23 protein-coding genes are annotated in these 23,592 nt (G+C 67.6%); 10 read left to right on the top strand and 13 right to left on the bottom strand.

The window, feature by feature from the left end; translation table 11 throughout:
* Position 1: 1 nt before the first annotated feature.
* The 6 genes from ACN5KJ_RS18225 to coxB all read right to left on the bottom strand — a co-directional run bounded on the left by ACN5KJ_RS18225 (position 2) and on the right by coxB (position 4,289).
* Positions 2-676 (bottom strand): SURF1 family protein, encoded by a 675-nt coding sequence (locus tag ACN5KJ_RS18225; RefSeq protein ID WP_418595525.1) that lies wholly within the window; start codon positions 674-676, stop codon positions 2-4.
* A gap of 116 nt (positions 677-792) precedes the next feature.
* Positions 793-1,599 carry a cytochrome c oxidase subunit 3 gene (locus ACN5KJ_RS18220; RefSeq protein ID WP_418595347.1) on the bottom strand — a complete coding sequence of 269 codons (807 nt, stop codon included), beginning with the start codon at positions 1,597-1,599 and terminating at the stop codon, positions 793-795.
* A gap of 9 nt (positions 1,600-1,608) precedes the next feature.
* On the bottom strand, positions 1,609-2,226 hold the full coding sequence (locus tag ACN5KJ_RS18215; protein ID WP_347167005.1) for a cytochrome c oxidase assembly protein: 618 nt from the start codon (positions 2,224-2,226) through the stop codon (positions 1,609-1,611).
* Entirely contained in the window at positions 2,216-2,389 is a 174-nt protein-coding gene (locus ACN5KJ_RS18210) for a hypothetical protein (RefSeq protein ID WP_347167006.1), read from the bottom strand. The genes ACN5KJ_RS18215 and ACN5KJ_RS18210 overlap by 11 nt, the downstream gene beginning before the upstream one ends.
* Positions 2,389-3,321, bottom strand: a complete 933-nt coding sequence (gene cyoE, locus ACN5KJ_RS18205) for a heme o synthase (protein ID WP_418595344.1) — start codon at positions 3,319-3,321, stop codon at positions 2,389-2,391. Before cyoE ends, ACN5KJ_RS18210 begins: the two co-directional genes overlap by 1 nt.
* A gap of 92 nt (positions 3,322-3,413) precedes the next feature.
* Positions 3,414-4,289 carry a cytochrome c oxidase subunit II gene (coxB, locus tag ACN5KJ_RS18200; protein WP_418595342.1) on the bottom strand — a complete coding sequence of 292 codons (876 nt, stop codon included), beginning with the start codon at positions 4,287-4,289 and terminating at the stop codon, positions 3,414-3,416.
* 176 nt (positions 4,290-4,465) lie between these two features.
* On the opposite strand from coxB, the gene tldD reads away from it, so the two are divergent.
* The 8 genes from tldD (at position 4,466) to ACN5KJ_RS18160 (ending at position 13,892) form a co-directional block, all read left to right on the top strand.
* Positions 4,466-5,887 carry a metalloprotease TldD gene (gene tldD / locus ACN5KJ_RS18195; RefSeq protein ID WP_418595340.1) on the top strand — a complete coding sequence of 474 codons (1,422 nt, stop codon included), beginning with the start codon at positions 4,466-4,468 and terminating at the stop codon, positions 5,885-5,887.
* A gap of 7 nt (positions 5,888-5,894) precedes the next feature.
* Entirely contained in the window at positions 5,895-6,401 is a 507-nt protein-coding gene (locus ACN5KJ_RS18190; protein WP_418595338.1) for a hypothetical protein, read from the top strand.
* A gap of 127 nt (positions 6,402-6,528) precedes the next feature.
* Positions 6,529-7,683 (top strand): DNA-processing protein DprA, encoded by a 1,155-nt coding sequence (gene dprA / locus ACN5KJ_RS18185; protein ID WP_418595336.1) that lies wholly within the window; start codon positions 6,529-6,531, stop codon positions 7,681-7,683.
* Positions 7,684-8,446: 763 nt separating this feature from the next.
* Positions 8,447-11,167 (top strand): type I DNA topoisomerase, encoded by a 2,721-nt coding sequence (gene topA, locus ACN5KJ_RS18180; RefSeq protein WP_418595334.1) that lies wholly within the window; start codon positions 8,447-8,449, stop codon positions 11,165-11,167.
* A 139-nt stretch (positions 11,168-11,306) separates the two neighbouring features.
* Positions 11,307-11,864 (top strand): L,D-transpeptidase, encoded by a 558-nt coding sequence (locus ACN5KJ_RS18175; RefSeq protein ID WP_418595332.1) that lies wholly within the window; start codon positions 11,307-11,309, stop codon positions 11,862-11,864.
* Positions 11,865-11,951: 87 nt separating this feature from the next.
* The gene (locus ACN5KJ_RS18170; protein ID WP_418595330.1) at positions 11,952-12,470 is read left to right on the top strand and encodes a superoxide dismutase family protein; all 519 of its coding nucleotides are present in this window, start codon (positions 11,952-11,954) and stop codon (positions 12,468-12,470) included.
* A 94-nt stretch (positions 12,471-12,564) separates the two neighbouring features.
* Positions 12,565-13,269, top strand: a complete 705-nt coding sequence (locus tag ACN5KJ_RS18165) for a CoA transferase subunit A (RefSeq protein WP_347167010.1) — start codon at positions 12,565-12,567, stop codon at positions 13,267-13,269.
* Positions 13,269-13,892 (top strand): 3-oxoacid CoA-transferase subunit B, encoded by a 624-nt coding sequence (locus ACN5KJ_RS18160; RefSeq protein WP_418595328.1) that lies wholly within the window; start codon positions 13,269-13,271, stop codon positions 13,890-13,892. Before ACN5KJ_RS18165 ends, ACN5KJ_RS18160 begins: the two co-directional genes overlap by 1 nt.
* A gap of 248 nt (positions 13,893-14,140) precedes the next feature.
* Here ACN5KJ_RS18160 and ACN5KJ_RS18155 read toward each other — a convergent pair whose 3' ends face one another.
* The 3 genes from ACN5KJ_RS18155 to ACN5KJ_RS18145 form a co-directional block, all read right to left on the bottom strand.
* Complete coding sequence (locus ACN5KJ_RS18155) at positions 14,141-15,016, bottom strand: glycosyltransferase family 2 protein (RefSeq protein ID WP_418595326.1); 876 nt, start codon at positions 15,014-15,016, stop codon at positions 14,141-14,143.
* Positions 15,017-15,148: 132 nt separating this feature from the next.
* Positions 15,149-15,598, bottom strand: coding sequence for a phasin, PhaP (locus ACN5KJ_RS18150; RefSeq protein ID WP_347167012.1), 450 nt, complete (start codon positions 15,596-15,598; stop codon positions 15,149-15,151).
* Between the two features lie 132 nt (positions 15,599-15,730).
* Positions 15,731-17,533 (bottom strand): PHA/PHB synthase family protein, encoded by a 1,803-nt coding sequence (locus tag ACN5KJ_RS18145; protein ID WP_418595324.1) that lies wholly within the window; start codon positions 17,531-17,533, stop codon positions 15,731-15,733.
* Positions 17,534-17,663: 130 nt separating this feature from the next.
* Between ACN5KJ_RS18145 and phaZ the strand changes: the two genes are divergently transcribed.
* The gene (phaZ, locus tag ACN5KJ_RS18140) at positions 17,664-18,926 is read left to right on the top strand and encodes a polyhydroxyalkanoate depolymerase (protein ID WP_418595323.1); all 1,263 of its coding nucleotides are present in this window, start codon (positions 17,664-17,666) and stop codon (positions 18,924-18,926) included.
* Between the two features lie 463 nt (positions 18,927-19,389).
* Here phaZ and ACN5KJ_RS18135 read toward each other — a convergent pair whose 3' ends face one another.
* The 4 genes from ACN5KJ_RS18135 to ACN5KJ_RS18120 all read right to left on the bottom strand — a co-directional run bounded on the left by ACN5KJ_RS18135 (position 19,390) and on the right by ACN5KJ_RS18120 (position 22,267).
* On the bottom strand, positions 19,390-19,929 hold the full coding sequence (locus tag ACN5KJ_RS18135; RefSeq protein WP_418595322.1) for an adenine phosphoribosyltransferase: 540 nt from the start codon (positions 19,927-19,929) through the stop codon (positions 19,390-19,392).
* Between the two features lie 58 nt (positions 19,930-19,987).
* On the bottom strand, positions 19,988-20,608 hold the full coding sequence (locus ACN5KJ_RS18130; protein WP_418595321.1) for a LysE family translocator: 621 nt from the start codon (positions 20,606-20,608) through the stop codon (positions 19,988-19,990).
* 4 nt (positions 20,609-20,612) lie between these two features.
* Positions 20,613-21,218 carry a DUF2927 domain-containing protein gene (locus ACN5KJ_RS18125; RefSeq protein ID WP_418595320.1) on the bottom strand — a complete coding sequence of 202 codons (606 nt, stop codon included), beginning with the start codon at positions 21,216-21,218 and terminating at the stop codon, positions 20,613-20,615.
* Positions 21,219-21,379: 161 nt separating this feature from the next.
* Positions 21,380-22,267 carry an S-methyl-5'-thioadenosine phosphorylase gene (locus tag ACN5KJ_RS18120; protein ID WP_418595319.1) on the bottom strand — a complete coding sequence of 296 codons (888 nt, stop codon included), beginning with the start codon at positions 22,265-22,267 and terminating at the stop codon, positions 21,380-21,382.
* A 221-nt stretch (positions 22,268-22,488) separates the two neighbouring features.
* Between ACN5KJ_RS18120 and ACN5KJ_RS18115 the strand changes: the two genes are divergently transcribed.
* Positions 22,489-23,436 carry a calcium/sodium antiporter gene (locus ACN5KJ_RS18115; protein ID WP_418595318.1) on the top strand — a complete coding sequence of 316 codons (948 nt, stop codon included), beginning with the start codon at positions 22,489-22,491 and terminating at the stop codon, positions 23,434-23,436.
* Positions 23,437-23,592 lie beyond the last annotated feature (156 nt).

Below are 23,592 nucleotides of genomic sequence, written 5' to 3'. Positions count from 1 at the left end.
GTCAGTCCTTGCCTTGCAGGCGGCGCCAGATCCAGGCGCCGGTCATGAGAAGCCAGACCGCGGCGAGGGAAAACCAGGTCACGGCATATTGCAGGTGGTCGTTCGGGATACCCTCGGTCGAGACGGGCAGGGGGGCGATGCCCGAGTCCGGCGGCGTGATGTCGCGGGCGACGACCAGCAGCGGTTCGGTCTTCAGCGCCTCGGCCATGGGGCCGATGTCGCGGGCGAACCAGGTGTTGCCCGCCTCGTCGTTCTCGGGGGTCGAATCGTTGCGGTCGTCGGGCCAGTGCAGGTTTCCGGTCAGGGTGACGGGGCCGCTGCGCGGGGGCGCGGATTTTTCGGCCACCGGGGTAAAGCCCCGGTCGAGCAGGATCGTGCGCCCGTCGTCTGTCGTGAAGGGCGAGATCACCCGCCAGCCCGCGCCCTGCCGCTTGACCGAGACCAACACGAAGAGCGCGCCGTCGCCGATGTGCCCGGTCAGGGTCACGGGCTGGTAGCGCTGCGCTTCGGGGTCGACGAGCACCGGCAGCGGCTGCGGGTCGCCGTCGATGGTTGCGGTGATCTCTGCCAGCACACCCTGCTTCCAGGCCAGCCGGTCCATCTGCCAGAAACCCAGCCACAGCAGCACGGCAGCGCCGAGAAGGCCAATCAGCAGGGGGGCGGCAAGACGGTTCAACACGGGTGGCCTCGGTCTTGGTCAGGGCAGGCGGCACGAAAAAGGCGCGCCGTATGGGGCGCGCCTTGGTTTATCGCAGCAGGGTGCGGGTGCAAGCCCTGTCTGTATGGGGGCCGTCAGGCGCCCCAGATGTAGATCGAGGCGAAGAGGAACAGCCAGACCACGTCCACGAAGTGCCAGTACCAGGCCGCCGCCTCGAACCCGAGGTGGTTTTCCGGGGTGAAGTGGCCGCGCATGGTCCGCAGCAGGCAGATGAACAGGAAGATCGTCCCGATGATCACGTGGAACCCGTGAAAGCCCGTCGCCATGAAGAAGTTGGCGCCATAGATGTTGCCCGAGAAGCCGAAGGCCGCGTGGCTGTACTCATAGGCCTGGAAGACCGAGAAGATCAGGCCCAGCAGGATCGCGATGGTCAGGCCGGACACCATGTCCTTGCGGTTGTTCTCGTGCACCAGCGCGTGGTGCGCCCAGGTGGCGGCGGCGCCCGAGCACAGCAGGATCAGCGTGTTGATCAGCGGCAGGTGGAAGGGGTCGAAGGTCTCGATCCCGGCGGGCGGCCAGGGGCCGTCGATGGCGGGCGAGTTGCCGTTCGGGTCCATCGGGTACAGCGCGTGTTTGAAGAAGCTCCAGAACCACGCGAAGAAGAACATCACCTCGGACATGATGAACAGGATGAAGCCGTAGCGGAGGCCGATCAGCACGACCGGCGTGTGATCGCCCACCTGGTTCTCGGCGACGGTTTCGGACCACCAGCCGAACATGACGTAAAGCACGCCGACGAGGCCGACCAGGAAGGCCCAGGGCCCGTGGTCGTGCATCCACAGCACAGCGCCGAACAGCATGACGAAGCCCGCCACGGCGCCGGCAAGCGGCCAGATGGAGGGGCTCAGGATGTGGTAGTCGTGATTTTTTGCATGCGCCATGGCGTTCCCTCAGTTCAGGCGTTCGTTATCGGATGCTTGTGCATCGTTTTGGGGGGCGGCGCCAAGGGCACCGGTATCGAGAGCGGCCTGCGTTTCTTCGGGCAGGTCTATCTCGTAGAAGGTGTAGGACAGGGTGATGTGCTTGGTGTACTTCGCGTCCCGGTCGGTGACGATCTCGGGGTCGACGAAGAAGCTGACCGGCATCTGTACCCGCTCTCCCGGCATCAGCACCTGCTCGGTGAAGCAGAAACACTCGATCTTGTTGAAGAAACTGCCGGCATCATAGGGGGCGACGTTATAGGTGGCCTGACCGGCGATGGGCCGGTCGGTGGGGTTGTGCGCCTCGTAGAAGGCCAGGCCCTCTTCGCCGATGCGCACCGTCATCTCGGTCTGCATGGGTTTGAATTCCCAGGCCATGTCGCGGTCCTTCGACGCGTCGAACTTGACCTTGATGGTCTTGTTCAGAATCTCGCCGGTAGAGCCCTGGGCGACGGCGGTCGTGCCGCCGTAACCGGTCACCCGGCAGAACCAGTTGTAGAAGGGGACAGAGGCCCATGCCAGCGCGCCCATGGTCACGACCACGCCGGCGAGTTGGAGAACCGTTTTCTGCTTGCCGTCAATTGCCATCCTGGACCTCCGTTTCCGGTCTTGCCTGATAGTCGCCGCCGCCGACCTTGACGATGGTCAGCCCGAAGATCAGCGCAATGAAGGCAACGAGCACGAGGCCCACTCCCATGTTGCGCCCCTTCCGGCGGCGATGAAGTTCGTGTTCCTTGACCAGACCCGCCATTACCAGGCTCCCATGCGGTCGAGGCCCGCCTCGACGAGGATCGCGCCGAAATGGGCGAAGAGATAGACGAGGGACAGCTTGAAGAAGCTTTTCTCGGCCTTGAAGTTGTCGGCCTCGCAGGTGGCTTCGTCCCGGCGCCAGATGGCCCAGGCGCCGCGCAGGAAGAGCGCGTTCAGCACCAGGGCGGTGGCAAGGTAGATCGGTCCGCCGACCTGCGTGAAGCCCAGCCCGATGGCGAAGGCCGCCAGCAGGACGGTATAGGCCAGGATATGTGTGCGCGTCGCGCGGCGACCATGGGTCACGGTCAGCATCGGCACGGTCGCATTGTCGTAGTCCATGCGGACGAACAGCGCCAGCGCCCAGAAGTGCGGCGGGGTCCACAGGAAGGTCAGGCAGAACATCAGCACCGAGGCGGTCGAGATGTCGCCGGTCGCGGCGGCCCAGCCGATCATCGGGGGGAAGGCCCCGGCGGCGCCGCCGATCACGATGTTCTGCGGCGTCGCGCGCTTCAGCCACATCGTGTAGATGACCGCGTAGAAGAAGATGGTGAAGGCCAGCAGCCCGGCGGCCAGCCAGTTGGTGGCAAGGCCGAGGAACACGCAGGCAAAGACCGACAGGGTCAGGCCGATGGCCAGGGCCTCTTCGGGCGCCACGCGGCCCGCGGGGATCGGGCGCTTGGCGGTGCGTTTCATCACCGCGTCGATGTCGGCGTCGTACCACATGTTCAGCGCGCCCGAGGCGCCGCCGCCCACGGCGATGAAGAGGATTGCGCAGAAGCCGACGAAGGGATGCACGGCGACCGGTGCCGCCAGCAGGCCGACGAAGGCGGTAAAGACCACAAGCGTCATCACGCGTGGCTTGAGCAGGGCGAAGTAATCGCCGAATTCCGCCTCGTTCTCCCGAAGCTGGCTGTCGAAGCTTGCGTCGCTCATGGTCTCTCCTGTGAACAGGGCGGGCCCGATGCCCACCCGTCACGTCGTTCAAAAAGTCGGGGCAGGGCGGGTCTTCAACCCGCCGCGCCGCTTCAGTTCGTCAGGATGGTGCGGACATCCACCGGCCAGCCGTCTTCCTTGGAAGCCGCAAGCCATGCGTCATAGGCCTCGGGGCTGACGACCTGGACGGTGATCGGCATGTAGGCATGCGCGATGCCGCAGAGTTCGGAGCACTGGCCGAAGTACACGCCTTCACGCTCGGCGGTGAAGTGCAGCTCGGCCAGGCGACCGGGGACGGCGTCCTGCTTCACGCCGAAGGCCGGGATGGTCCACGAGTGGATCACGTCGGCGGCGGTGACCTGCATCACCACGGTCGCGCCCACGGGCACCACGACGGCGGTGTCGGTGGCCAGCAGGAAATCCTCGTCCGTGTACCCGGCTTCCTGAAGCATGTCAGAGACTTCCGGCGACATGCGGTTTTCGCCACCGGTGGCGGGCGAGCCGATCATGTAGCTTTCGAAGGCCAGGTCCTCGCCGACGTATTCGTAACCCCAGTACCACTGGTAGCCGGTCACCTTGATGGTGATGTCGCCCTCGGGGATCTCCTGCTGCTTGAACAGCACCGGCAGCGAGAAGGCGCCGATGAAGACGAGGATGACGATCGGGCCCAGCGTCCAGGCGATCTCGATCGGGGTGTTGTGGGTGAAGGAACTGGGGGTCGGATTCGACCGGGCGTTGAAGCGCACCACGCACCAGGCGAGCAGGCCCACCACTAGCAGCGTGATGATGGTGATGATCACCAGGATCATGCCGTCGAGCCACTGCAGGTCGCGGGCCAGTTCGGTTGCGGCGGGCTGAAAGCCCAGTCCGCCGGCGTGGGGCTTGCCCACCACATCGAGGTCCTGCGCCAGGGCCGGCGCGGCGAGGAAGGCGGCGGCAAGGCCCGTCAGCATCGTCTTGAGTTGCATGGTCTACCCTGATCTAGCGTCATCGGTCATGGAATGGCTTTCGCGCGCCACGGAATCGCGGCCCGGTCCTCCCATTGCGTTCTGCGGTGCTTAAAACCATATTCCGGGGGTACGATAAAGCAGTACTCTTGCGGCAAAGCGCCGCTTTTTTTGATCCAGATCAAGCCGAGGACCCCATGAGCGACGCCCCCTTCCGCCCGTTCGAGACCCATCTGGACCAGGACCGCGCCTCTGCCATCCTGCGCGAAACCCTTGCGGGGGCTGAGGATGGCGAGCTTTTCCTCGAACGCCGCCGGTCCGAGTCGCTGGTTCTGGACGACGGTCGCGTGAAGACCGCCAGCTACGATGCCGCCGAGGGTTTCGGCCTGCGCGCCGTGAACGGCGAGGTCGCGGGCTACGCCCATGCCACCGAGATTTCCGAAAGCGCGCTGAAGCGGGCGGCGCAGACGGCGCGGCTGGCAGTCGGCGAGGGCGGTGGCGTCATGGCGCCCCCGCCCGCGGGCACGAACCGCACGCTTTATACCGATGCCGACCCGATCGCGGGGGCGTCCTTCCCGGTCAAGATCGACACGCTGAAAGAGATCGACGCCTTTGCGCGCGGTCTCGATTCGCGCGTCGTGCAGGTGACGGCAACCATCGCGGCCTCTTTGCAGGAGGTGGCCATCCTGCGCCCCGAGGGCGGGCTGGTCACGGATGTGCGCCCGATGACGCGGGTCAATGTCTCTGTCATCGTCGAAGAGAACGGCCGCCGCGAATCCGGCACCGCCGGCGGCGGCGGGCGCGTCACGCTGGAGGGCCTGCTGGAGCCGCAGGACTGGCAGGCCAAGGCCCGCGAGGCGCTGCGGATCGCGCTGGTGAACCTGCGCGCCGAACCGGCACCCGCCGGTGTCATGGACATCGTGCTTGGCCCCGGCTGGCCGGGCATCCTGCTGCACGAGGCCATCGGCCATGGGCTGGAGGGCGACGCCAACCGCAAGGGCGCCTCGACCTTCGCGGGGCTGATGGGCCAGCAGATCGCGGCGAAGGGGGTGACCGTGCTGGACGACGGCACCATCCCCGACCGGCGCGGGTCGATCACCGTGGACGACGAGGGCACGCCCTCGGGCAAGAACGTGCTGATCGAGGACGGGCGGCTGGTGGGCTTCATGCAGGACCGCCAGAACGCGCGGCTGATGGGGGTTGCGCCCACCGGCAACGGGCGGCGCCAGAGCTATGCGCATATTCCGATGCCGCGCATGACCAATACCTACATGCTGGGCGGCGATGCGGACCCCGCCGATATCCTCGCCGACCTCAGGGACGGCATCTACGCCGTGGGCTTCGGCGGCGGGCAGGTGGACACCACCAGCGGCAAGTTCGTGTTCTCCTGCACAGAGGCTTACCGCGTGAAGGACGGCAAGGTCGGCGCGCCGGTCAAGGGCGCCACGCTGATCGGCGACGGAGCGACCGCGCTTCAGCAGATCCGGGCGCTCGGCAACGACATGGCGCTCGACCCGGGCATGGGCAACTGCGGCAAGCAGGGGCAATGGGTGCCGGTCGGCGTGGGCCAGCCCACGGTGATGATCGGCGGGTTGACGGTGGGCGGCTCTGGCGTCTGATCCCCCCGTGCCGCCCGCGCGGCCATTGGGCTGGCGCAGCCCGGTCCTTGGGGTGCGCGGGGCCGGGTTCCTGCGGCCCCTGCTGGCGGTGGCGGCGGGGCTGCTGCTGCCCGCGCTGCTCTCCTGGGCGCTGTTGTCCCTGGCCGGACCGCCCGGGCTGCTGGGCAGCCGGGGCCTGCGCTACGAGATCCTGTTCGTGCTCTCCGCGCTTGTCGGCGCGCCCCTCGTCGGCTTCTTCCTGATGCCGCTGCTCTGGGCTGCGGCGCTTGCGCTTCTGGCGCGGGGCTGGGCGGGGCTGGCGTCGATCATGGCCGCGGGGCTGCTGATCGGGCTTCCGGTGGTCCATTGGGCCCTGCATGGCGACCTGACCACAGAGGCGCCCTCGGCGCTGCCGCGCCTCGCGCTGGCCATCGCGCTGCAGTGCTGGCTGTGCTGGGCCGTTCTTTGGAGCCTGCCCGGGCCGCGCAGGGCGAAAGCACCGGGCAAGGCCGCGCCGCCCGCGTCGCGCGGCTGATCTCGCGTCATTGAATATTTCGAAAAATCAGTCGCCTGTCCGTTTGTCTTGAACATTCTCGCCGGCGTTTACCATTGATTAACCAAATGCGCGCTAGAGCTATGCCTGCAAGATGACGGGGACAGGGATGCGCGACGAGGATTACTCTTCCACTCACCCCCCACTCCCACCCACCACGGAAGACGATCGCGTGGCCTGGCTCCGTCTCTTGCGCTCTCGTCGGGTGGGGCCGACGACCTTCTGGAAGTTGATGGCGGATCACGGCACGGCGCAGCGCTCGCTGGAGGCGCTGCCCGAGGTGGCCCGCGCCGCCGGGGTCGAGGGCTATAGCCCGTGCCCCGAGGGTGTCGTGCTGGCAGAGATGAAGGCGGCACGGATGGCCGGGGCGCGGATGATCTGCCGGGGCGACGGGGCCTATCCCCGGGCGCTGGCCGCGCTGCCCGACGCGCCGCCGCTGCTTTGGGCGATCGGCAGCGCGGAGGTGCTGTCGAAACCGATGGTGGCGGTGGTGGGCGCGCGCAATGCCTCGTCGCTGGGGCTGCGGATGGCGCGCAGCCTGGCCGGGGACCTGGGCGCGGCGGGCTATGTCGTTGTCTCGGGACTGGCCCGGGGGATCGACGCGGCGGCCCATGGCGCGGCGCTGGAGGGCGGGACGGTTGCGGTGCTGGCCGGTGGCGTCGACGTGGTCTACCCTGCGGAGAACGCGCGCCTGTCGGACGAGATCGTGGCGAAGGACGGGCTGCGGCTGTCGGAACAGCCGATGCGCATTCAGCCCGTGGCGCGGCATTTCCCGGTGCGCAACAGGATCATTTCCGGCATGGCTTCGGGCGTCGTGGTGGTCGAGGCGGCGGCCAAGTCCGGCAGCCTGATCACCGCCCGCAACGCGCTGGACCAGGGGCGCGAGGTCATGGCGGTTCCGGGTCATCCGCTGGACGGGCGCGCGGGCGGCTGCAACATCCTGATCCGCGACGGCGCGAAACTGGTGCGCAGCGCCGAGGATATCATCGAGCAGCTGCCGCCCCCGCCAGAGCCGCCGGGGCAGGGGGCGGTGCCGCTTGAGGTGCCGCCCGAGCCGCCGAAGGACCGGCGCACGCTGCAGCAGGCGGCGGCGCTGCACCAGCAGATCCTCGACCGGCTGGGTCCGTCGCCGGTCTCGGAGGACCAGCTGATCCGCGACCTTGGCGCCGCGGCGAAGGCGGTCAGCCCGGCGCTGACCGATCTGGAACTGGAAGGACGGGTGCAGCGCCAGCCGGGCGGGATGCTGGCGCTGGTGCCCCGCTAGGACCGGCGGCGTCCGTGGCCAAGAGAATCCGTGGCCAAGAGAAGAAGGTATTTGGACCAAGAAGAAGCACAGGATCGCGCGCGCCGCCCGTGTTGCGCGACCGGCGGGCGGGCAGTCGGCGGGGCCTGAGGCGCAAGGGTCCGGGGCCTTTTTCTGGGCCGGGGCGCGGAAGGCCGGCCCGGTCGGGGGCCGCAGAACTCCGGCAGCGGGATTTGCCGGAGCGGGCAGAGAACCGGGGGCGGCCTTCAGGCATCCGTTGGCCCATGTGCCTGACGGCGGCGATCCGGGTCCGGCCCGATTGCCGGTATGCCCCTGCATCGCCCCCTGTCCCATGGGAAGGGATCGTCCCGGGACCGGTCGCGGACCGGGTTCGTCGCCAGGTCGATCTGTGGTCCGTCGGGGCGCAGCGGGGGAGGCGCGGCAGAGGCAGCCGCGCCGCCGCTCCGCGGGCGCAGGGGCAGAAGATCCGCGATGCGCCGACCCTGCGTGGGGCCGGACCGTGTCCATCGGGGCCGCGCGGTCCGGGCTGCCGGGGGAGAGGGTTTCCCCAGCGTCGAGGGCCGCGGGAAGGGGCGCGAAACGCGGGCAAGGACGGGCGTTGCGCGCGGCTTCCTGGTGCGGCATCCGGGGCCGCGACCGGGTCTTTGCCGGGCGCGGCATGGACGCCCGCCTTGACGATTGCCCCTTGCACCCTGCATCTTGCGCCGCCATATCCCGCCCCGTCAAAGGCATTTGACCCAAGAGATAAAGGGAGCAGTACCCGATGCCCGTCGTCGTTGTCGAATCTCCGGCCAAGGCCAAGACCATCAACAAGTATCTCGGTTCCGATTACACGGTTCTCGCGTCCTACGGGCATGTCCGCGACCTGCCGGCGAAGAACGGGTCGGTCGATCCCGAGCATGATTTCGAGATGACCTGGGAGATCGCCAACGATTCCCGCAAGCACGTCGCCGCCATTGCCGAGGCGCTGAAGACCGACGACGCATTGATCCTTGCGACCGACCCCGACCGCGAGGGCGAGGCGATCTCTTGGCACCTGAAGGAGGCGCTGACCAAGCGCCGGTCGATCAAGAAGACCACGGACGTCAAGCGCGTCACATTCAATGCCATCACCAAGGCCGCCGTGACCGAGGCCATGGCCAACCCGCGCGACATCGACGCGCCGCTGGTCGAGGCCTATCTGGCACGCCGCGCGCTGGATTACCTGGTGGGTTTCAACCTGTCCCCGGTGCTGTGGCGCAAGCTGCCCGGCGCGCGCTCTGCCGGTCGGGTGCAGTCGGTCTGCCTGCGGCTGATCGTCGAGCGCGAGATGGAGATCGAGGCCTTCAAGCCGCGCGAATACTGGCAGGTGCGCGCGCAGCTGACGACGCCGCGCGGCCAGAATTACGAGGCGCGGCTGGTGTCCTACAAGGGGTCCAAGCTGGACCGCTTCGACCTTGCCGATGCCACGCAGGCCGAGATGGCCGTCGATGCCGTGGCGAAACGCGCGCTGACGGTGACCGGCGTCGAGGCCAAGCCCGCCTCGCGCAACCCCTCGGCCCCCTTCATGACCTCGACCCTGCAGCAGGAGGCCAGCCGCAAGTTCGGCATGGGCGCCAAGGTCTGCATGTCGACGGCGCAGCGGCTTTATGAGGCCGGGCACATCACCTACATGCGGACCGACGGCATCGACATGGCGCCCGAGGCCGTGGCGCAGGCGCGCGAGGCGATCAAGGACCGCTTCGGCGAGAAATACGTCCCCGGCAGCCCGCGCATCTACAAGAACAAGGCGAAGAACGCGCAAGAGGCGCACGAGTGTATCCGTCCGACCGACATGACCAAGGACGCCGAGGCGCTGAAGCTGAAGGACGCCGACCAGCGCAGGCTGTATGACCTGATCTGGAAGCGCACGCTGGCTTGCCAGATGGAGGCGGCGCGGCTGGAGCGCACCACGGTCGAGATCGCCAGCGAGGACCGGCAGGTCGGCCTGCGCGCGACCGGTCAGGTGGTTCTGTTCGACGGCTTCCTGCGGGTCTACGAGGAAGGCCGCGACGAGCCTGTCGAGGATGACGACAAGCGCCTGCCGCAGATCATGCAGGGCGAACCCGCCGGTTTCGCCAAGGGCGCGTTGCAGGAAAACTTCGACAAGGCGGCGGAAAAGACCGACGACGTGGTCGACAGCGGGCAGGGGATGCAACGCCACCCCGGTGCCGTGCTGTCCGGCGACGGCGCGACGCTGGCCCTGCAAAGCTTCACCCAGCCGCCGCCGCGCTACACCGAGGCGACGCTGGTCAAGCGCATGGAAGAGCTGGGCATCGGGCGTCCCTCGACCTATGCCTCTGTGATCACGACGATCCAGGACCGCGAATACGTCCGCAAGGAACAGAACCGCCTGTTCCCCGAGGACAAGGGCCGCATCGTCACGATCTTCCTGCTGAACTTCTTCAAGCGCTACGTGGAATACGATTTCACCGCCGGGCTGGAGGACGAGCTGGATCAGGTGTCCGCCGGGGCCTTCGACTACAAGGACCTGCTGGCGAAGTTCTGGCGCGATTTCTCTGCCGCCATCGCCGAGACCTCCGACCTGCGCATTGCCGAGGTGCTGGACGTGCTGGACGATGCGCTTGCGCCGCAGCTTTACCCGCCGCGCGACGACGGGTCCGATCCGCGCATCTGCCCCAAGTGCGGGCAGGGGCGTCTGCACCTGAAGACCTCGCGCACCGGCGGTTTCGTCGGCTGCGGCAACTACCCCGAATGCACCTATACCCGCCCCATCGCGGGTGAGGGCGCGGACGGCGAGGAAAAGCTGCTGGGCGAGGATGCGGGCGACGAGATCTGGCTGAAGGCCGGGCGCTTCGGGCCTTACGTCCAGCGCGGCGAACCCACGCCCGAGAACAAGAAGCCGCCGCGTGCGAGCCTGCCCAAGAAGGGCGGCGCCTATCTGCCCGGCTGGGATCCGGCGGATATGACGCTGGAGAAGGCGCTGACGCTGCTGACCCTGCCGCGCCCCATCGGCATGCACCCGGACGGCGGCGAGATCGTCTCGAACCTCGGACGCTTCGGGCCGTATATCATGCACCAGATGCCGGACGAGCCGAAGCCGGTCTACGTCAACCTGAAGAACTTCGAGGATGTCTTCGAGATCGGCATGAACCACGCGGTCGAACTCCTGGCCGAGAAACGCGCGAACCCCGGGCGCGGGCGGCAGGCGGCCAAGGCGCTGCGCGAGATGGGCGACCACCCGGACGGCGGCAAGATTGCCGTGATGGAGGGGCGCTTTGGGCCCTACGTCAAGTGGGAGAAGGTCAACGCGACCCTGCCCAAGGACGTGGAACCCGCCGACCTGACCATGGCGCAGGCGCTGGAGCTGATCGCGGCCAAGGCCTCGAAGGGCGGCAAGAAGAAGGCCGCGCCGAAGAAGGCAGCCGCCAAGAAACCCGCCGCCAAGAAGCCGGCGGCGAAGAAGACGGCGGCCAGGAAACCGGCGGCCAAGAAGGCCGAGTGATCAGCCGACAGGCGGGGGTCGACAGCCCCCCGCCTGTGGCTTTCCGGCACTGATATTCACGATCAAGGATGTGTGATTTCCAATTGATGCAGACCGCATCCATCTTCCGCTCAAACACGCTGACTGGAAAGGAAATCCAATGTCCTACAAGGGGCTTACCCGCCGCGGCCTGCTGGTCGCAGGCTCTGCCGCGCTGATCGTGCCTGCCACTGCCCGCGCGCAGGACGCGCCCGTGCGGCGCAATACCTCGTCCTTCCTGGCGCAGGACTGGCGCGACCATTTCGACACGCTGGGCAAGGGGGCGATCGTCTGCGATACCACCAGCCGCGCGCTGCACTACTGGGCCGCGGATGGCGAGGATTACCGCATCTACCCGACCTCGGTGCCGAAGTCCGAGGAACTGACCAAGCGCGGCTACACCAAGATCGTGCGCAAGAAGGTCGGCCCCTCCTGGACCCCCACCGCCAGCCAGATGGAACGCTTCCCCGACTGGCGCCCGGTGGCGGGCGGCGCCCCCGACAACCCGCTGGGCACCCATGCCCTGTATTTCGACTGGCCCGCCTACCTGATCCACGGCACCCACGACACCCGCAAGATCGGGCGCCCCTCGTCGGATGGCTGCATCGGCCTCTACAATGAGAAGGTTGCCGAGCTTTACGAGATCACGCCGATCGGCACGCAGGTCCGCCTGATCTGACCCTGCGGGACCCCTCTGCAACGGATGCCGTCCGGGCGCGTTGATCCCTCAGCGCGCCCGGGCACCCCGGGCCAGAGAGGAGATCCCATGAATCGTATCATCCTGACCACCGCCGCCGCCGCCCTGCTGGCCACCGGCGCCCTCGCACAGGACAAGGCCGCACCCACCGCACAGGCCGCGCTTGTCGGCGCCGACGGCGAAGCGCTTGGCGAGGCCAGTCTGACCCAGGGCCCGGCAGGCGTCCTGATCCACCTGCGGGTCGAGGGGCTGACCCCCGGCGCACACGGGCTGCACCTGCATGCGGTCGGCGAGTGCAAACACGAGGGCGGCTTCGATTCGGCCACCGGGCATGTCGGCAAGGAAGACGGCGGCCACGGGCTGCTGAACATGGACGGGCCGGAACCGGGCGATCTGCCCAACCTCTTCGTGTCCGAGGACGGCATCGGCGAGATGGAGGCCTATACCACCATGGTTACCGTCGAAGGGTTGCTGGATGCCGACGGCAGCAGCTTCATCATCCACGAAAGCGCCGACGACCACCTCAGCCAGCCCATCGGCGGGGCCGGGGGGCGTGTCGCCTGTGGCGTGATCGAGGGCGCGGCCTGACCCGCGACGCGGGCGGTGTACCCCCGCCGCCCGCGTTGACTCTTCGCTGCAGAGCGGCGACATATCCGGCAGTCAAGAAAGAGGGGGAGCTCCCATGAAAAAGGTCTACGGTTCGGCGTCAGAAGCGCTGGACGGACTTCTGCACGACGGCATGCTGATTGCCGCGGGGGGCTTCGGCCTCTGCGGCATTCCGGAACTGCTGATCGATGCCATCGTCGAGAGCGGCGTCAAGGATCTGACGGTCGCGTCCAACAATGCCGGCGTCGACGGCTTCGGCCTCGGCAAGCTGCTGGATACGCGCCAGATCAAGAAGATGATGTCCTCCTACGTGGGCGAGAACAAGGAGTTCATGCGCCAGTACCTCGGCGGCGAGCTCGAGCTGGAATTCAACCCGCAGGGCACGCTGGCCGAACGCATGCGCGCCGGCGGCTGCGGCATCCCGGGCTTCTACACCAAGACCGGCTACGGCACCCAGATCGGCGAGGGCAAAGAGGTCAAGGTCTTCAACGGGGAACACTACATCCTCGAAGAGGGGATCTTTGCCGACCTCTCCATCGTCAAGGCCTGGAAGGCCGATGACACCGGCAACCTCGTGTTCCGCAAGACCGCCCGCAACTTCAACCCGCCGGCCGCCATGTGCGGCAAGATCTGCGTGGTCGAGGTCGAGGAGATCGTCGAACGCGGCGCGCTGGATCCCGACCACATCCACCTGCCGGGCATCTACGTGCACCGGATCATCCAGGGGCAGCACGAGAAACGGATCGAACAGCGCACGACGCGCAAGCGGGAGGAAGCGTAATGCCTTGGGATCGCAACCAGATGGCCGCGCGCGCGGCGGAAGAACTCGAAGACGGCATGTATGTGAACCTCGGCATCGGCATCCCGACGCTGGTGGCCAACTACGTTGGCGACAAGGACATCACGCTGCAGTCGGAAAACGGCATGCTGGGCATGGGCCCCTTCCCCTACGAGGGTGAGGAAGACCCCGACCTGATCAACGCGGGCAAGCAGACCATCACCGAGCTGAACCGCACCAGCTACTTCGACAGCGCCATGTCCTTCGGCATGATCCGCGGCGGCAAGATCGCCGCGGCGATCCTCGGCGCCATGGAAGTGGCCGAGAACGGCGACCTCGCGAACTGGATGATCCCGGGCAAGCTGGTCAAGGGCATGGGCGGCGCCATGGACCTGGTGGCCGGCGTCGAGAAGGTCGTGGTGGTCATGGATCATCAGAACAAGGCCGGCGAATCCAAGCTGCTGAAGGAATGTACCCTGCCGCTGACCGGCAAGGGCGTGGTCGACCGCATCATCACCAATCTCGGTGTGCTCGATGTGGTCGAGGGCGGATTGAAGATCGTCGAATGCGCCGAGGGCGTGACCGAGGACGAAATCCGCGCCGCCACCGAGGCGACCATCATCTGACGCCTGCGCGCGCGTCCGGCCCCGCTCCGGTCGCGCGCATCCCCAGAAGGCCCCAGAGCCGAGGCTCCGGTCTTCTGGCCCCCCGCTCTTCTTCTGTCCCCAAATATCCCCGCCGGAGGCATCCGCCGCGGCGACGGGCACCAACCCCGCCAAAGACCCGGGCCGTGCGACCCCGCGCCACCCCGAGGACCAAGCCGCAGGCGCCGGAACGAGGCATCGCGCGCGCGCCGCAGGCGCGCCCCGCCGGATCACGCCACCAGCGGACAGAGCCCGGCGAAGCGCTCCGGCAGAACGGTGCGGTGCGGGAACTTCAGCGCCCGGGTCTTCACGACCGCGTATTTCTCCAGCCGCGCGGGTTTGACGCTCAGGGTCTCCCAGGCCCGGGCCTCGGCCTTTTCCCAGGGTTTCACAGGCTTTTCGGCGAAGTCCGACAGGAAGCGCGCCGCATCCGCATCCGCCGCCCGCCAGCCTGCGCCGGGCAAGCCGCCCTCCGATCCGCCCGCCACCGCCATGCGCACCGCGACGGCCCGCCTCAGGGCCTCGGGGTCGGCGTACTTCAGATGCGCAAGGTAAAGCCCGCGCGGCATGGTGAAGGGGAAGCCTTGCAGCCGTCGCGCCGCGACCTGCGTGCCGTGCAGGACAAAGCCCACCGGGCGCCGCGCCGCCACCGCCTTTGAATAATGCCCCGAGAAGCACAGGTTGCGCCGCCGCGCGAACAGTCTGCCGCTGTCGGGGTCGCCGTCCTGCGCCACCAGGTCGAAACCGAGCGCCGTCACCACCGGCGCGGCCTCCTGCGCCGCCAAGGCCTCTTTCAGGCCGCCGTATCGCGCAGGATCCCACAGCAGCAGCTCGTCCGCATCGGTGCGGATCACCCAGTCGTACATCCGGTGCAGGCCCGCCTGAAAGGCGTTCAGCATCTCGCCGCGCCGCCGGTCGAAGGCCTGCAGGTCGTCGCGCGGCACGGTGATGACCGAGGCGCCGGGGCAGATCCGGGCAATGCGGGGGTCGGGGCCATGGGCCACCACGTAGAGGCTTTCGGCGCCCAGCTGCGCCGCGTGATGCGCGTACCAGTGGGCGAGGGCCCAGTAATCGCGGTAGACCATGGTCAGGGCGGCAACCTTCATGCCGCCACTATGGCCGGGTCGCGCGCCTCTTCAACAACAAAAAAGGGACGGGTTCCGAAGAACCCGCCCCCCGGGATTTTGCGCCTGTTGGGAGGAGAGGGCGCAAAGTCCGTCTCTACCGTGAAAGGCAGATCACTTGGCCGCGGCAGTTGCCTTCTTGGCGGTCGCGGTCATGTCGTCGGTCGCCTTTTTCACGGCTGCGGTCGCATCTTCCGAGAAGTCCTTGCCAGCGGCCATCATCAGTTCGACGGTGTCCATCTGGACCTTCTTCGCGATCTCGGCGAAGGCGGCCATGTGCTCAGCGGCGGTTTCGGCCTGGGCCGAAGCGAAATCGGTCATCGCCTTGGCGTAGTCTGCCGGCTCTGCCTTGGCTTTCGACATTTCGGACAGCTTGGACAGCGTGTCCTTGGTCCATGCGGCGGACAGCTCGGTCGACTTGCCGGCGGCTTCCAGAGCCACTGCGGTCAGCTTCTCGTTCATCGTCGCGGTGGTCTTGAACGCATCTTCCATGGCCTTGGTGTCCACGGGGAACGCGCCCATGACATCTTTCAGCATCGCGGTGAAGTCTTGGGTCTGTGCCATTGCTACTGGTCCTTCATATCTCGTGTTCGCCGGCCCGGGCCCACCCCGGTTCGTGATCGGCTGACACGAATATGGATGCTGCATTGCGGCATTTCAAGAATTTTTTCTGCGGTGCAGCATCAATCGCGCAAGCTACTGAATTTGCTTGGCGGCCTTTGCCCTAACGTAAGTTCCGGGGGCGGGGGTCAACGGTTCATAGCTCGAATCACCCGGTGTCCGGGCAGGAACCTTCTTGCCGGACCGCCGGCGCAGCCAGGCCTCCCAATGCGGCCACCAGGATCCCGCGTGCTGTTCGGCACCGGCTTTCCAGTCCTCGAAACCGGCCTGCAGGTCGGTGTTGATGTAATGGCCGTACTTGTCCCGCCCCGGCGGGTTGACGATGCCCGCGATATGGCCGGACTGGCCCAGCACGAACTGCTTCTGTTTCGCGCCCATCATCTGCACGCCCCGGTAGACATCCGCCGCCCGCGCGATGTGGTCGCTTTCGGTGGCGATCGACATCAGCGGTACCTCGACGTCCTTGACCGACAGGGTCTCGCCCATGAAGTCGAACCGGCCCTCGGCGAACTCGTTGCGCTGGCACAGCCCGCGCAGGTACTGGCGGAACATCCGCCCCGGCAGGTTCGCCCCGTCGCCGTTCCAGTACAGCAGGTCGAAGGCGGGCGGCGTCTCTCCCATCATGTAGCTGCGGATCGCCGGGCCGTAGATCAGATCGTTGGAGCGCAGGAAGGAAAAGGTCCGCGCCATGATGAAGGAGGGCAGCACGCCTCTCTGCTCGATCTCCTCTTCGATGGCATCGGCGAAATCGTCCTGCAGGAAGGGGGTGAACTCGCCCTGATCGCTGAAATCCGTGAGCGCGGTGAAGAAGGTGGCCGAGCGCACGGAGGCATCGCCGCGCTTCTTCATCAGCGCCAGCGTCACGGCAAGCGTGGTCCCGGCGATGCAATAGCCTACCGCGTTGACCTTCTCGACGCCGCAGATCTCCTTGGCGACCGCGATGGTCTTCAGAAAGCCCTCTTCGACATAGGTTTCCAGCCCCACGTCGCGATAGGTCGGATCGGGGTTGATCCAGCTGACGACAAAAAGGGTATAGCCCTGATCCACGACCCAGCGGATCAGGCTGTTCTGCGGCTTCAGGTCGAGGATGTAGAACTTGTTGATCCAGGGCGGAAACAGGACAATCGGCACCTCGTGGACCTGCTCGGTCGTGGGGCTGTACTGGATGATCTCCAACATCCGGTTGCGGTAGACGACCTCGCCTTTCGCGGTGGCGATGTTCTCGCCGACCTCGAAGGCGCTTTCGTCCACCAGCCGCACGATCAGCTCGCCATTGTTGGCCTCTAGGTCGCTGACGAGGTTTTCCAGCCCGCGCACAAGGCTTTCGCCCTCGGTCTCGACCGCCTTCAACAGCGCGTCGGGGTTGGTGGCAAGGAAATTGGTCGGCGCCAGCATGTCGACGATCTGCTGCGAGAAATAGCGCAGGCGGCGCTTTTCCTTGGCATCCATCTCGTCCAGCGCCTCGATGGCGTTGTGAATGCTCTCGGCGTTGATCAGGTACTGCTGCTTGACGTAGTTGAACCAGGGATGGGTGTCCCAAGCCGGGTTCCTGAAGCGCTTGTCGGTGGGGCCGGGATTCGGGGGCGCCTGTAGCTTGCCCTGCGCCAGCGCCTGCTGCGCCTCGACGAAATGGGTGACGGTCTTGCCCCAGTAGCTGACCTGCTGCTCGATCAGCTTGGCGGGGTTGTTGACCCATTCCTGCCAGTAGGACTGTGCCGCCTTGGTATAGAGCGAGGCATCGGGGCCGTTCAGCGCGACGGGGGTCGGGTGACGTTTTGTCAGGGCGGCCACCAGCCGCTGGGAAAGCGCCTCGACGCGGGCGAGGTTCGCCTCCAGCCGGGTCTGTTTCTCGCCTGCGTCAACCTCGTTTATTGTCATCTGAAAATTTCCCCCCTAATGTCGCAGGTGCAGAATACCGTCGCGGGCAGGGGGAGCAAAGCGGCGAATTGGCTCGGGTATCCCCTTGCGGGCAACGCATGGAGGGCCTGCAACCCCAGGAGTGGCTCTCATGCGCTATATGGCGACGTACGACCTGATGGAAACGATCCGCAACACCAACCAGTGGTTGGGGGCGACGGCCCGGACGATGGCGTCCTACCCCGCGCTTGCGGCGATCCCGAACCCGGCGCTGACCTGGATGGCGGCCTGGGGCGAGGTCACGGAACGCACCTTCGAACGCATGGTGGTCAAGCCCGACTGGGACATCCACGCCTTCACCTGCGAGGATGGAAAGGACCATCTCGTCGAGATCAAGACCGTGGTGGAAAAGCCCTTCGGCAACCTGATCCACTTCGACGTGACCGGCCGCAAGGAACAGGCCCGCAAGATCCTGCTGGTGGCGCCCATGTCCGGCCATTACGCGACGCTGCTGCGGTCGACGGTCAAATCGCTGATCGTCAACTGCGAGGTCTATGTCACCGACTGGCACAATGCCCGCGACATCCCGGTCTCCGCCGGCAAGTTCGATGTCGAGGATTACACGCTCTACCTGATGGACTTCATGCGCTTCATGGGGCCCGAGACCAATGTCGTCGCGGTCTGCCAGCCGGCGCCGCTGACGCTGGCCGCAACCGCCTACCTGGCTGAACTCGACCCGGATGCGCAGCCCCGCACGCTGACCCTGATCGGCGGCCCGATCGATCCCGACGCGACGCCGACCGATGTCACCGACTTCGGCAACCGCGTCACCATGGGCCAGCTCGAAGAGACCATGGTCCAGCGCGTTGGCTTCAAGTACAAGGGCGTCGGCCGTCTGGTCTACCCGGGTCTCCTGCAGCTCTCCTCCTTCATGAGCATGAACGCCGACCGCCACGGCAAGGCCTTCCGCGACCAGATCGGCCGCGTGGCGCGGGGCGAGGCCTCGGATTACGACGCCCACAACCGCTTCTACGACGAATATCTCGCGGTGATGGACATGCCGGCCGAGTTCTACCTCTCGACGGTCGAGCGGATCTTCAAGAACTGCGAGATCGCCAAGAACGAATTCGTGGTCGCGGGCCACAGGGTCGATATCGGCAAGATCACCCGGGTCGCGGTCAAGACGGTCGAGGGGGCCAACGACGACATCTCGGCGCCGGGTCAATGCGTTGCTGCGCTGGATCTCTGCACCGGCCTGCCGCCCGAAAAGAAGGCCGCGCATCTCGAGCCGGGCGCCGGGCATTACGGCATCTTCGCGGGCAAGAGCTGGCGCAACAACATCCGCCCGCTGGTGCTGGACTTCATCGACGCCAACGCGGCCAAGCCCAGGGCGGTCGCGGCCAACGTCGCCTGACCCCTGACGGCGGCGCCACCCGTGCCGCCCCGCCGGTCCGTCCCGCCCCCGCGCGCCATCAGCTGCCCAAGACCCTTGGCGTGAGCCCCGCAGGCACGGGCGGCGGGCCCCCCGACCTGCTGTCCGCTACGGGCAAGGCCCCGTCGCGCCCCCCGGGCCACCGCAACCCTCGTCAAGGCCCGCCCGCGGCCACCCCACCGCAGGTGCGCTGCCCGCGCTTCTTCTGTCCGAAAATATCCCGGGGGAGTCTCGCAGGGACGGGGGCAGGGCCCCCAGCCACCCCTCCACCAAGGGCAAGACCCCGCCACGCCGCCCGAGGCCGCCCCCCCCCCGGGCCACCGCAACCCTCGTCAAGGCCGGCCCGCGCCCATCCCGCCGTAGGCGCGCCGCCCATGCTTCTTCTGTCCGAAAACATCCCGGGGGAGTCCCGCAGGGACGGGGGCAGGGCCCCCTGTGACGCCCGCTACAGCCCCGCGTAGGCGCAGAGCGCATGGACCTCCATGCCCATGGCCTCCAGCCTGGCCCGTCCGCCAAGTTCCGGCAGATCGACGATGAAGGCGCAGCCGATGATCTCGCCGCCCAGCCGTTCCACCAGCCGGATGCCCGCCTCCGCGGTGCCGCCGGTGGCCAGCAGGTCGTCGACCAGCAGGATGCGCTCGCCGGGGGCGATGGCGTCGTCATGCACCTCGACCACCGCCTCGCCGTATTCCAGCGTGTATTCCTCCGAGATCACGGCCCCGGGCAGCTTGCCCTTCTTGCGGATCGGCACGAAGCCCGCCGACAGCTGGTGCGCCACCGCGCCGCCAAGGATGAAGCCGCGCGCCTCCAACCCCACGACCTTGTCGAAGCGCAGGCCCGCATAGGGGTTCAGCAGCTGGTCGATGGCCAGCCGGAACCCGCGCGGATCGGCGAACAGCGTGGTGACATCCCGGAACAGGATGCCCTCATGCGGGAAATCCACGATGGTGCGGATGTAATCCTTGACGTCCTTCGGCTCTGGCATGGCCGGTCCCCCTCGTTTTTCCCATGCGGTAGCCTGCCGCCCTGCGTCTTGGCAAGGCTCAGGCGCGGCGCAGGGTGGCGGTCAGGACGCCCATGCCGATCAGGCAGGCCCCGCCCGCCCGGGTGATCCAGCCCAGCACGGCGGGCCGCCGGATCATGCCCCGCAGCCGGTCCGCGGCCAGCGCATAGGCCAGCGCGTTCAGGGCGCCCAACGCGACGAATGTCCCGATCAGGATGGCGAACTGCGGCAGCAGGGGCGCCTCGGGCCGGACGAACTGCGGCACGAAGGCGATGAAGAAGGCGATGCTCTTGGGGTTCAGCGCCGTCACCGTGGCGGCATGGCGGAACACCCCGCCCGCGTCGATCTCGGCCCGGGGCAGCGCCAGCCCCTCGCGCGGGGCCGAGCGGATCAGTTTCACGCCGAGGTAGATCAGGTAGACCGCACCGACCCATTTCAGCGCGGTGAACAGCGCCGCCGAGGTCGCCACCAGCGTCCCCAGCCCGGCCAGCGACAGCGTCATGGCCAGGAAATCCCCCAGCGCCACCCCGGCGGCGGAGGCAACCGCCACCGACCGGCCCTTGGACAGGGCGTAGGACAGCACCATCAGCACGGTGGGTCCGGGGATCAGCAGCAAGGCGGTCGAGGCGGCGACGAAGGTCAGCCAAAGGTGCAGGTCCATGAAATCACTCCCTGGGGGGATAATGGCGGCGCAGGGCCATCAGGTCCTGCGGACCGAGGTCCTTGGACGCATTGCTGTCCTGCGAAAAGATCGACACGCCTTCGTAGGCGGGATTGCGGATATCGGTCAACAGGCCAAGCGCCTGCGTCAATTCCTCGATCATCGCGGATTCGTAGTGGCTGATGTGCAGCCGCGTGCCGAAGACCACCTGCGCCTTGCGGATCGTGCGGGTGTCGCGCCGAGACCAGACGGTGACCCGTGCGCCGGTGACGACGGCCCCGTCGACCCCCTCGATGCCGGTCCCGCTCACCGGCCCCGCGCCATCGGTATCCACGAAATAGACCCGGATATCGGCCTCGCTGCCCGGCGCCACCTCTGCAAGGGTGATCCCGGCACCCGCCCGGTTGATGTATTGCACCGCGCGCACGATGGCCGCCCGCGCCCGCGCCTGCCGACCGCCAAGGAAGGCCGGATCCACGTATTCCAGCGCCACCCGCAGGGGGCGTTCGGTCGTCCAGCGCAGCAAGGGCTTGGCGCAGTCGCCGCCCGGCGCCGCGCCGCAGGCCACCAGCCGGTAGAAATCGTCATCCGACAGCAGTCCCTCGGTCACGACGAAATCCTCCGCCGCCCATACCGGCAGGGCAAGGCCCAGGCAGAGGACCGCCGGAACCCCCCGTCGCAGATGCCGCGCACCCCCCTGCTTCTTTGGTCCCGACAATACCTCGGGGGAGTCCCGCAGGGACGGGGGCAGCGCCCCCTTCGAGGCCTGCATCAGGCGCCCGCGCCGCCCAGCACGCGCCCGGCCACCGCGTCCAGCTTCGCCAGCAGCGCCGGGTCGCGCTTGTCCGGCGCGGTCATGATGGCGAAGTCCAGCGCCCGGTCGCAGCCGTGCGGGCAGGGCGCCCGCTCCGCGCCCAGGAGCCCCGGCAAGAGCCGCACCATGGCGCGCGCCTTGTCGGCATTGCCGCTCAGCACCCGGATGATCTCTGTCACATCCACCGTGCCGTGATCGGGGTGCCAGCTGTCGTAGTCGGTGACCATGGCGACCGAGGCGTAGCAAAGCTCTGCCTCGCGGGCCAGCTTGGCCTCGGGCATGTTGGTCATGCCGATCACGTCGCAGCCCCAGCTTTCCCGGTACATCTTGGATTCGGCCACCGTCGAGAACTGCGGCCCCTCCATCGCCAGGTAGGTGCCGCCCCGGTGGACGGTGATCCCGGCCTCGCGCGCCGCCTCGAAACAGGCCTCGCCCAGTCGCGGGCAGGTGGGGTGCGCGACCGAGACATGGGCCACGCAGCCGGTCCCGAAGAACGACTTTTCGCGCGCGACGGTGCGGTCGATGAACTGGTCGACGACGACGAAATCGCCCGGCGCATATTCCTCGCGGAACGACCCGCAGGCCGAGACGGAAATCACGTCCGTCACCCCCAGCCGCTTCAGCGCGTCGATATTGGCGCGATAGGGCACCGTCGTGGGCGAATGCACGTGGCCGCGCCCGTGGCGGGGCAGGAAGGCCATCTTCACGTCCCCCAGCGTGCCGGTCAGAATCTGGTCGGAGGGCGCGCCCCAGGGCGTTTCGACCCTTTGCCATGTGGCGTTTTCCAGCCCGTCGATCTCGTAGATGCCCGAGCCGCCGATCACGGCGATCATCGTCTCTGTCATGGGGAACTCCCTGATATCTTGCGCGCAGTTAGCCATGCGCGCCGAGCGCCTTCAACCGGCGATTGGCACAGGCGCGCCCGGGATGGACAGGGCGGGGGAGGGGCGGCAAAATTCCCCGGTTGCGCGGCATTGCGCCGGGGCCTGCGGCTTCCCACCTCTCGGCGGCCCGACCCCGGCGCCAGCAGGGCGCCCCGCGCGGGCAATGGAGAAGGAATTCCGTCATGCAGACGGTCGGACTGGTGGTGGCGGGCCTTGCGGGCCTCGTGATCGGAGGAGAGCTGCTGGTGCGCGGCGCGGTCAGCGCGGCAAGGGGGTTCGGCATCTCGCCCATGGTGATCGGGCTGACGCTGGTGGGGTTCGGAACCTCGACGCCGGAACTGGTGACCAGCCTTCAGGCGGCGCTCTCGGGCAGCCCGGGCATCGCCATGGGCAATGTGGTGGGCAGCAATATCGGCAACGTGCTGCTGATCCTCGGCATCGCCGTGCTGCTGGCGCCCATCGCCGTCGACCCCGCCGCCCTGCGCCGGGACGGGGTGGCGATGATTCTCGCCACGCTGCTCTGCCTCGGGGCCGTCCTGGCCGGAGCGATCCCGCGCATCACCGGCGCAGGCTTCCTTCTGGCGCTGGCGGGCTACCTCGCCTTCACCCTCTGGTCCGAACGCCGCAGCGCGGCGGCGGCCCCGGTCTACGCGGGGCAGGCAGAGGCGGTCCCGGGGCCGGACATGCGCCTTGGCCTGGCGCTGGCGCTGGCTGTTGTCGGGCTGGTGGTCACCATCCTGGGCGCCCGGGCGCTGGTCACCGGCGCGGTGCAGATCGCGCAGGCGGTGGGCCTGTCAGAGACGGTGATCGGCCTGACCATCGTCGCCATCGGCACCTCGATGCCGGAACTCGTGACCTCTGTCATCGCGGTGCGCCGGGGGCAGGGAGAGGTGGCGCTTGGCAACGTTCTGGGCAGCAACATCTTCAATATCCTCGGGATTCTCGGGGTCACGGCCCTGGTTTCGCCGCTGGCTGTCCCGCCCGAGATCATCCGCGCCGACATCTGGGTGATGTCCGCCGCCGCCGTCCTTCTGGTGGTCTTCGCCCGCACCGGCTGGCGGCTGGGCCGCCGCGAGGGCGCGGTCATGCTGGGCGGATACGCGGCTTACATGGGATGGCTGCTGACCTGAGGCGGCAGGGCCGGGGACGGCGCGCGCGGTGCCCCGGGGCCGCGCGGGTCAGGGCGCCGCTCCGGTCAGAGTGTCGAGCCGGGCGGCAAGCTGACCCGAGGTGGCAGAGGCCAGGGACGCCGCGCCCGGCGATCCGGGGGGGTGGACAGATGGGCC

It is taken from the genome of Ponticoccus sp. (in: a-proteobacteria) (assembly GCF_048381735.1).
This window is presented reverse-complemented; position numbering and strand designations above follow the sequence as displayed.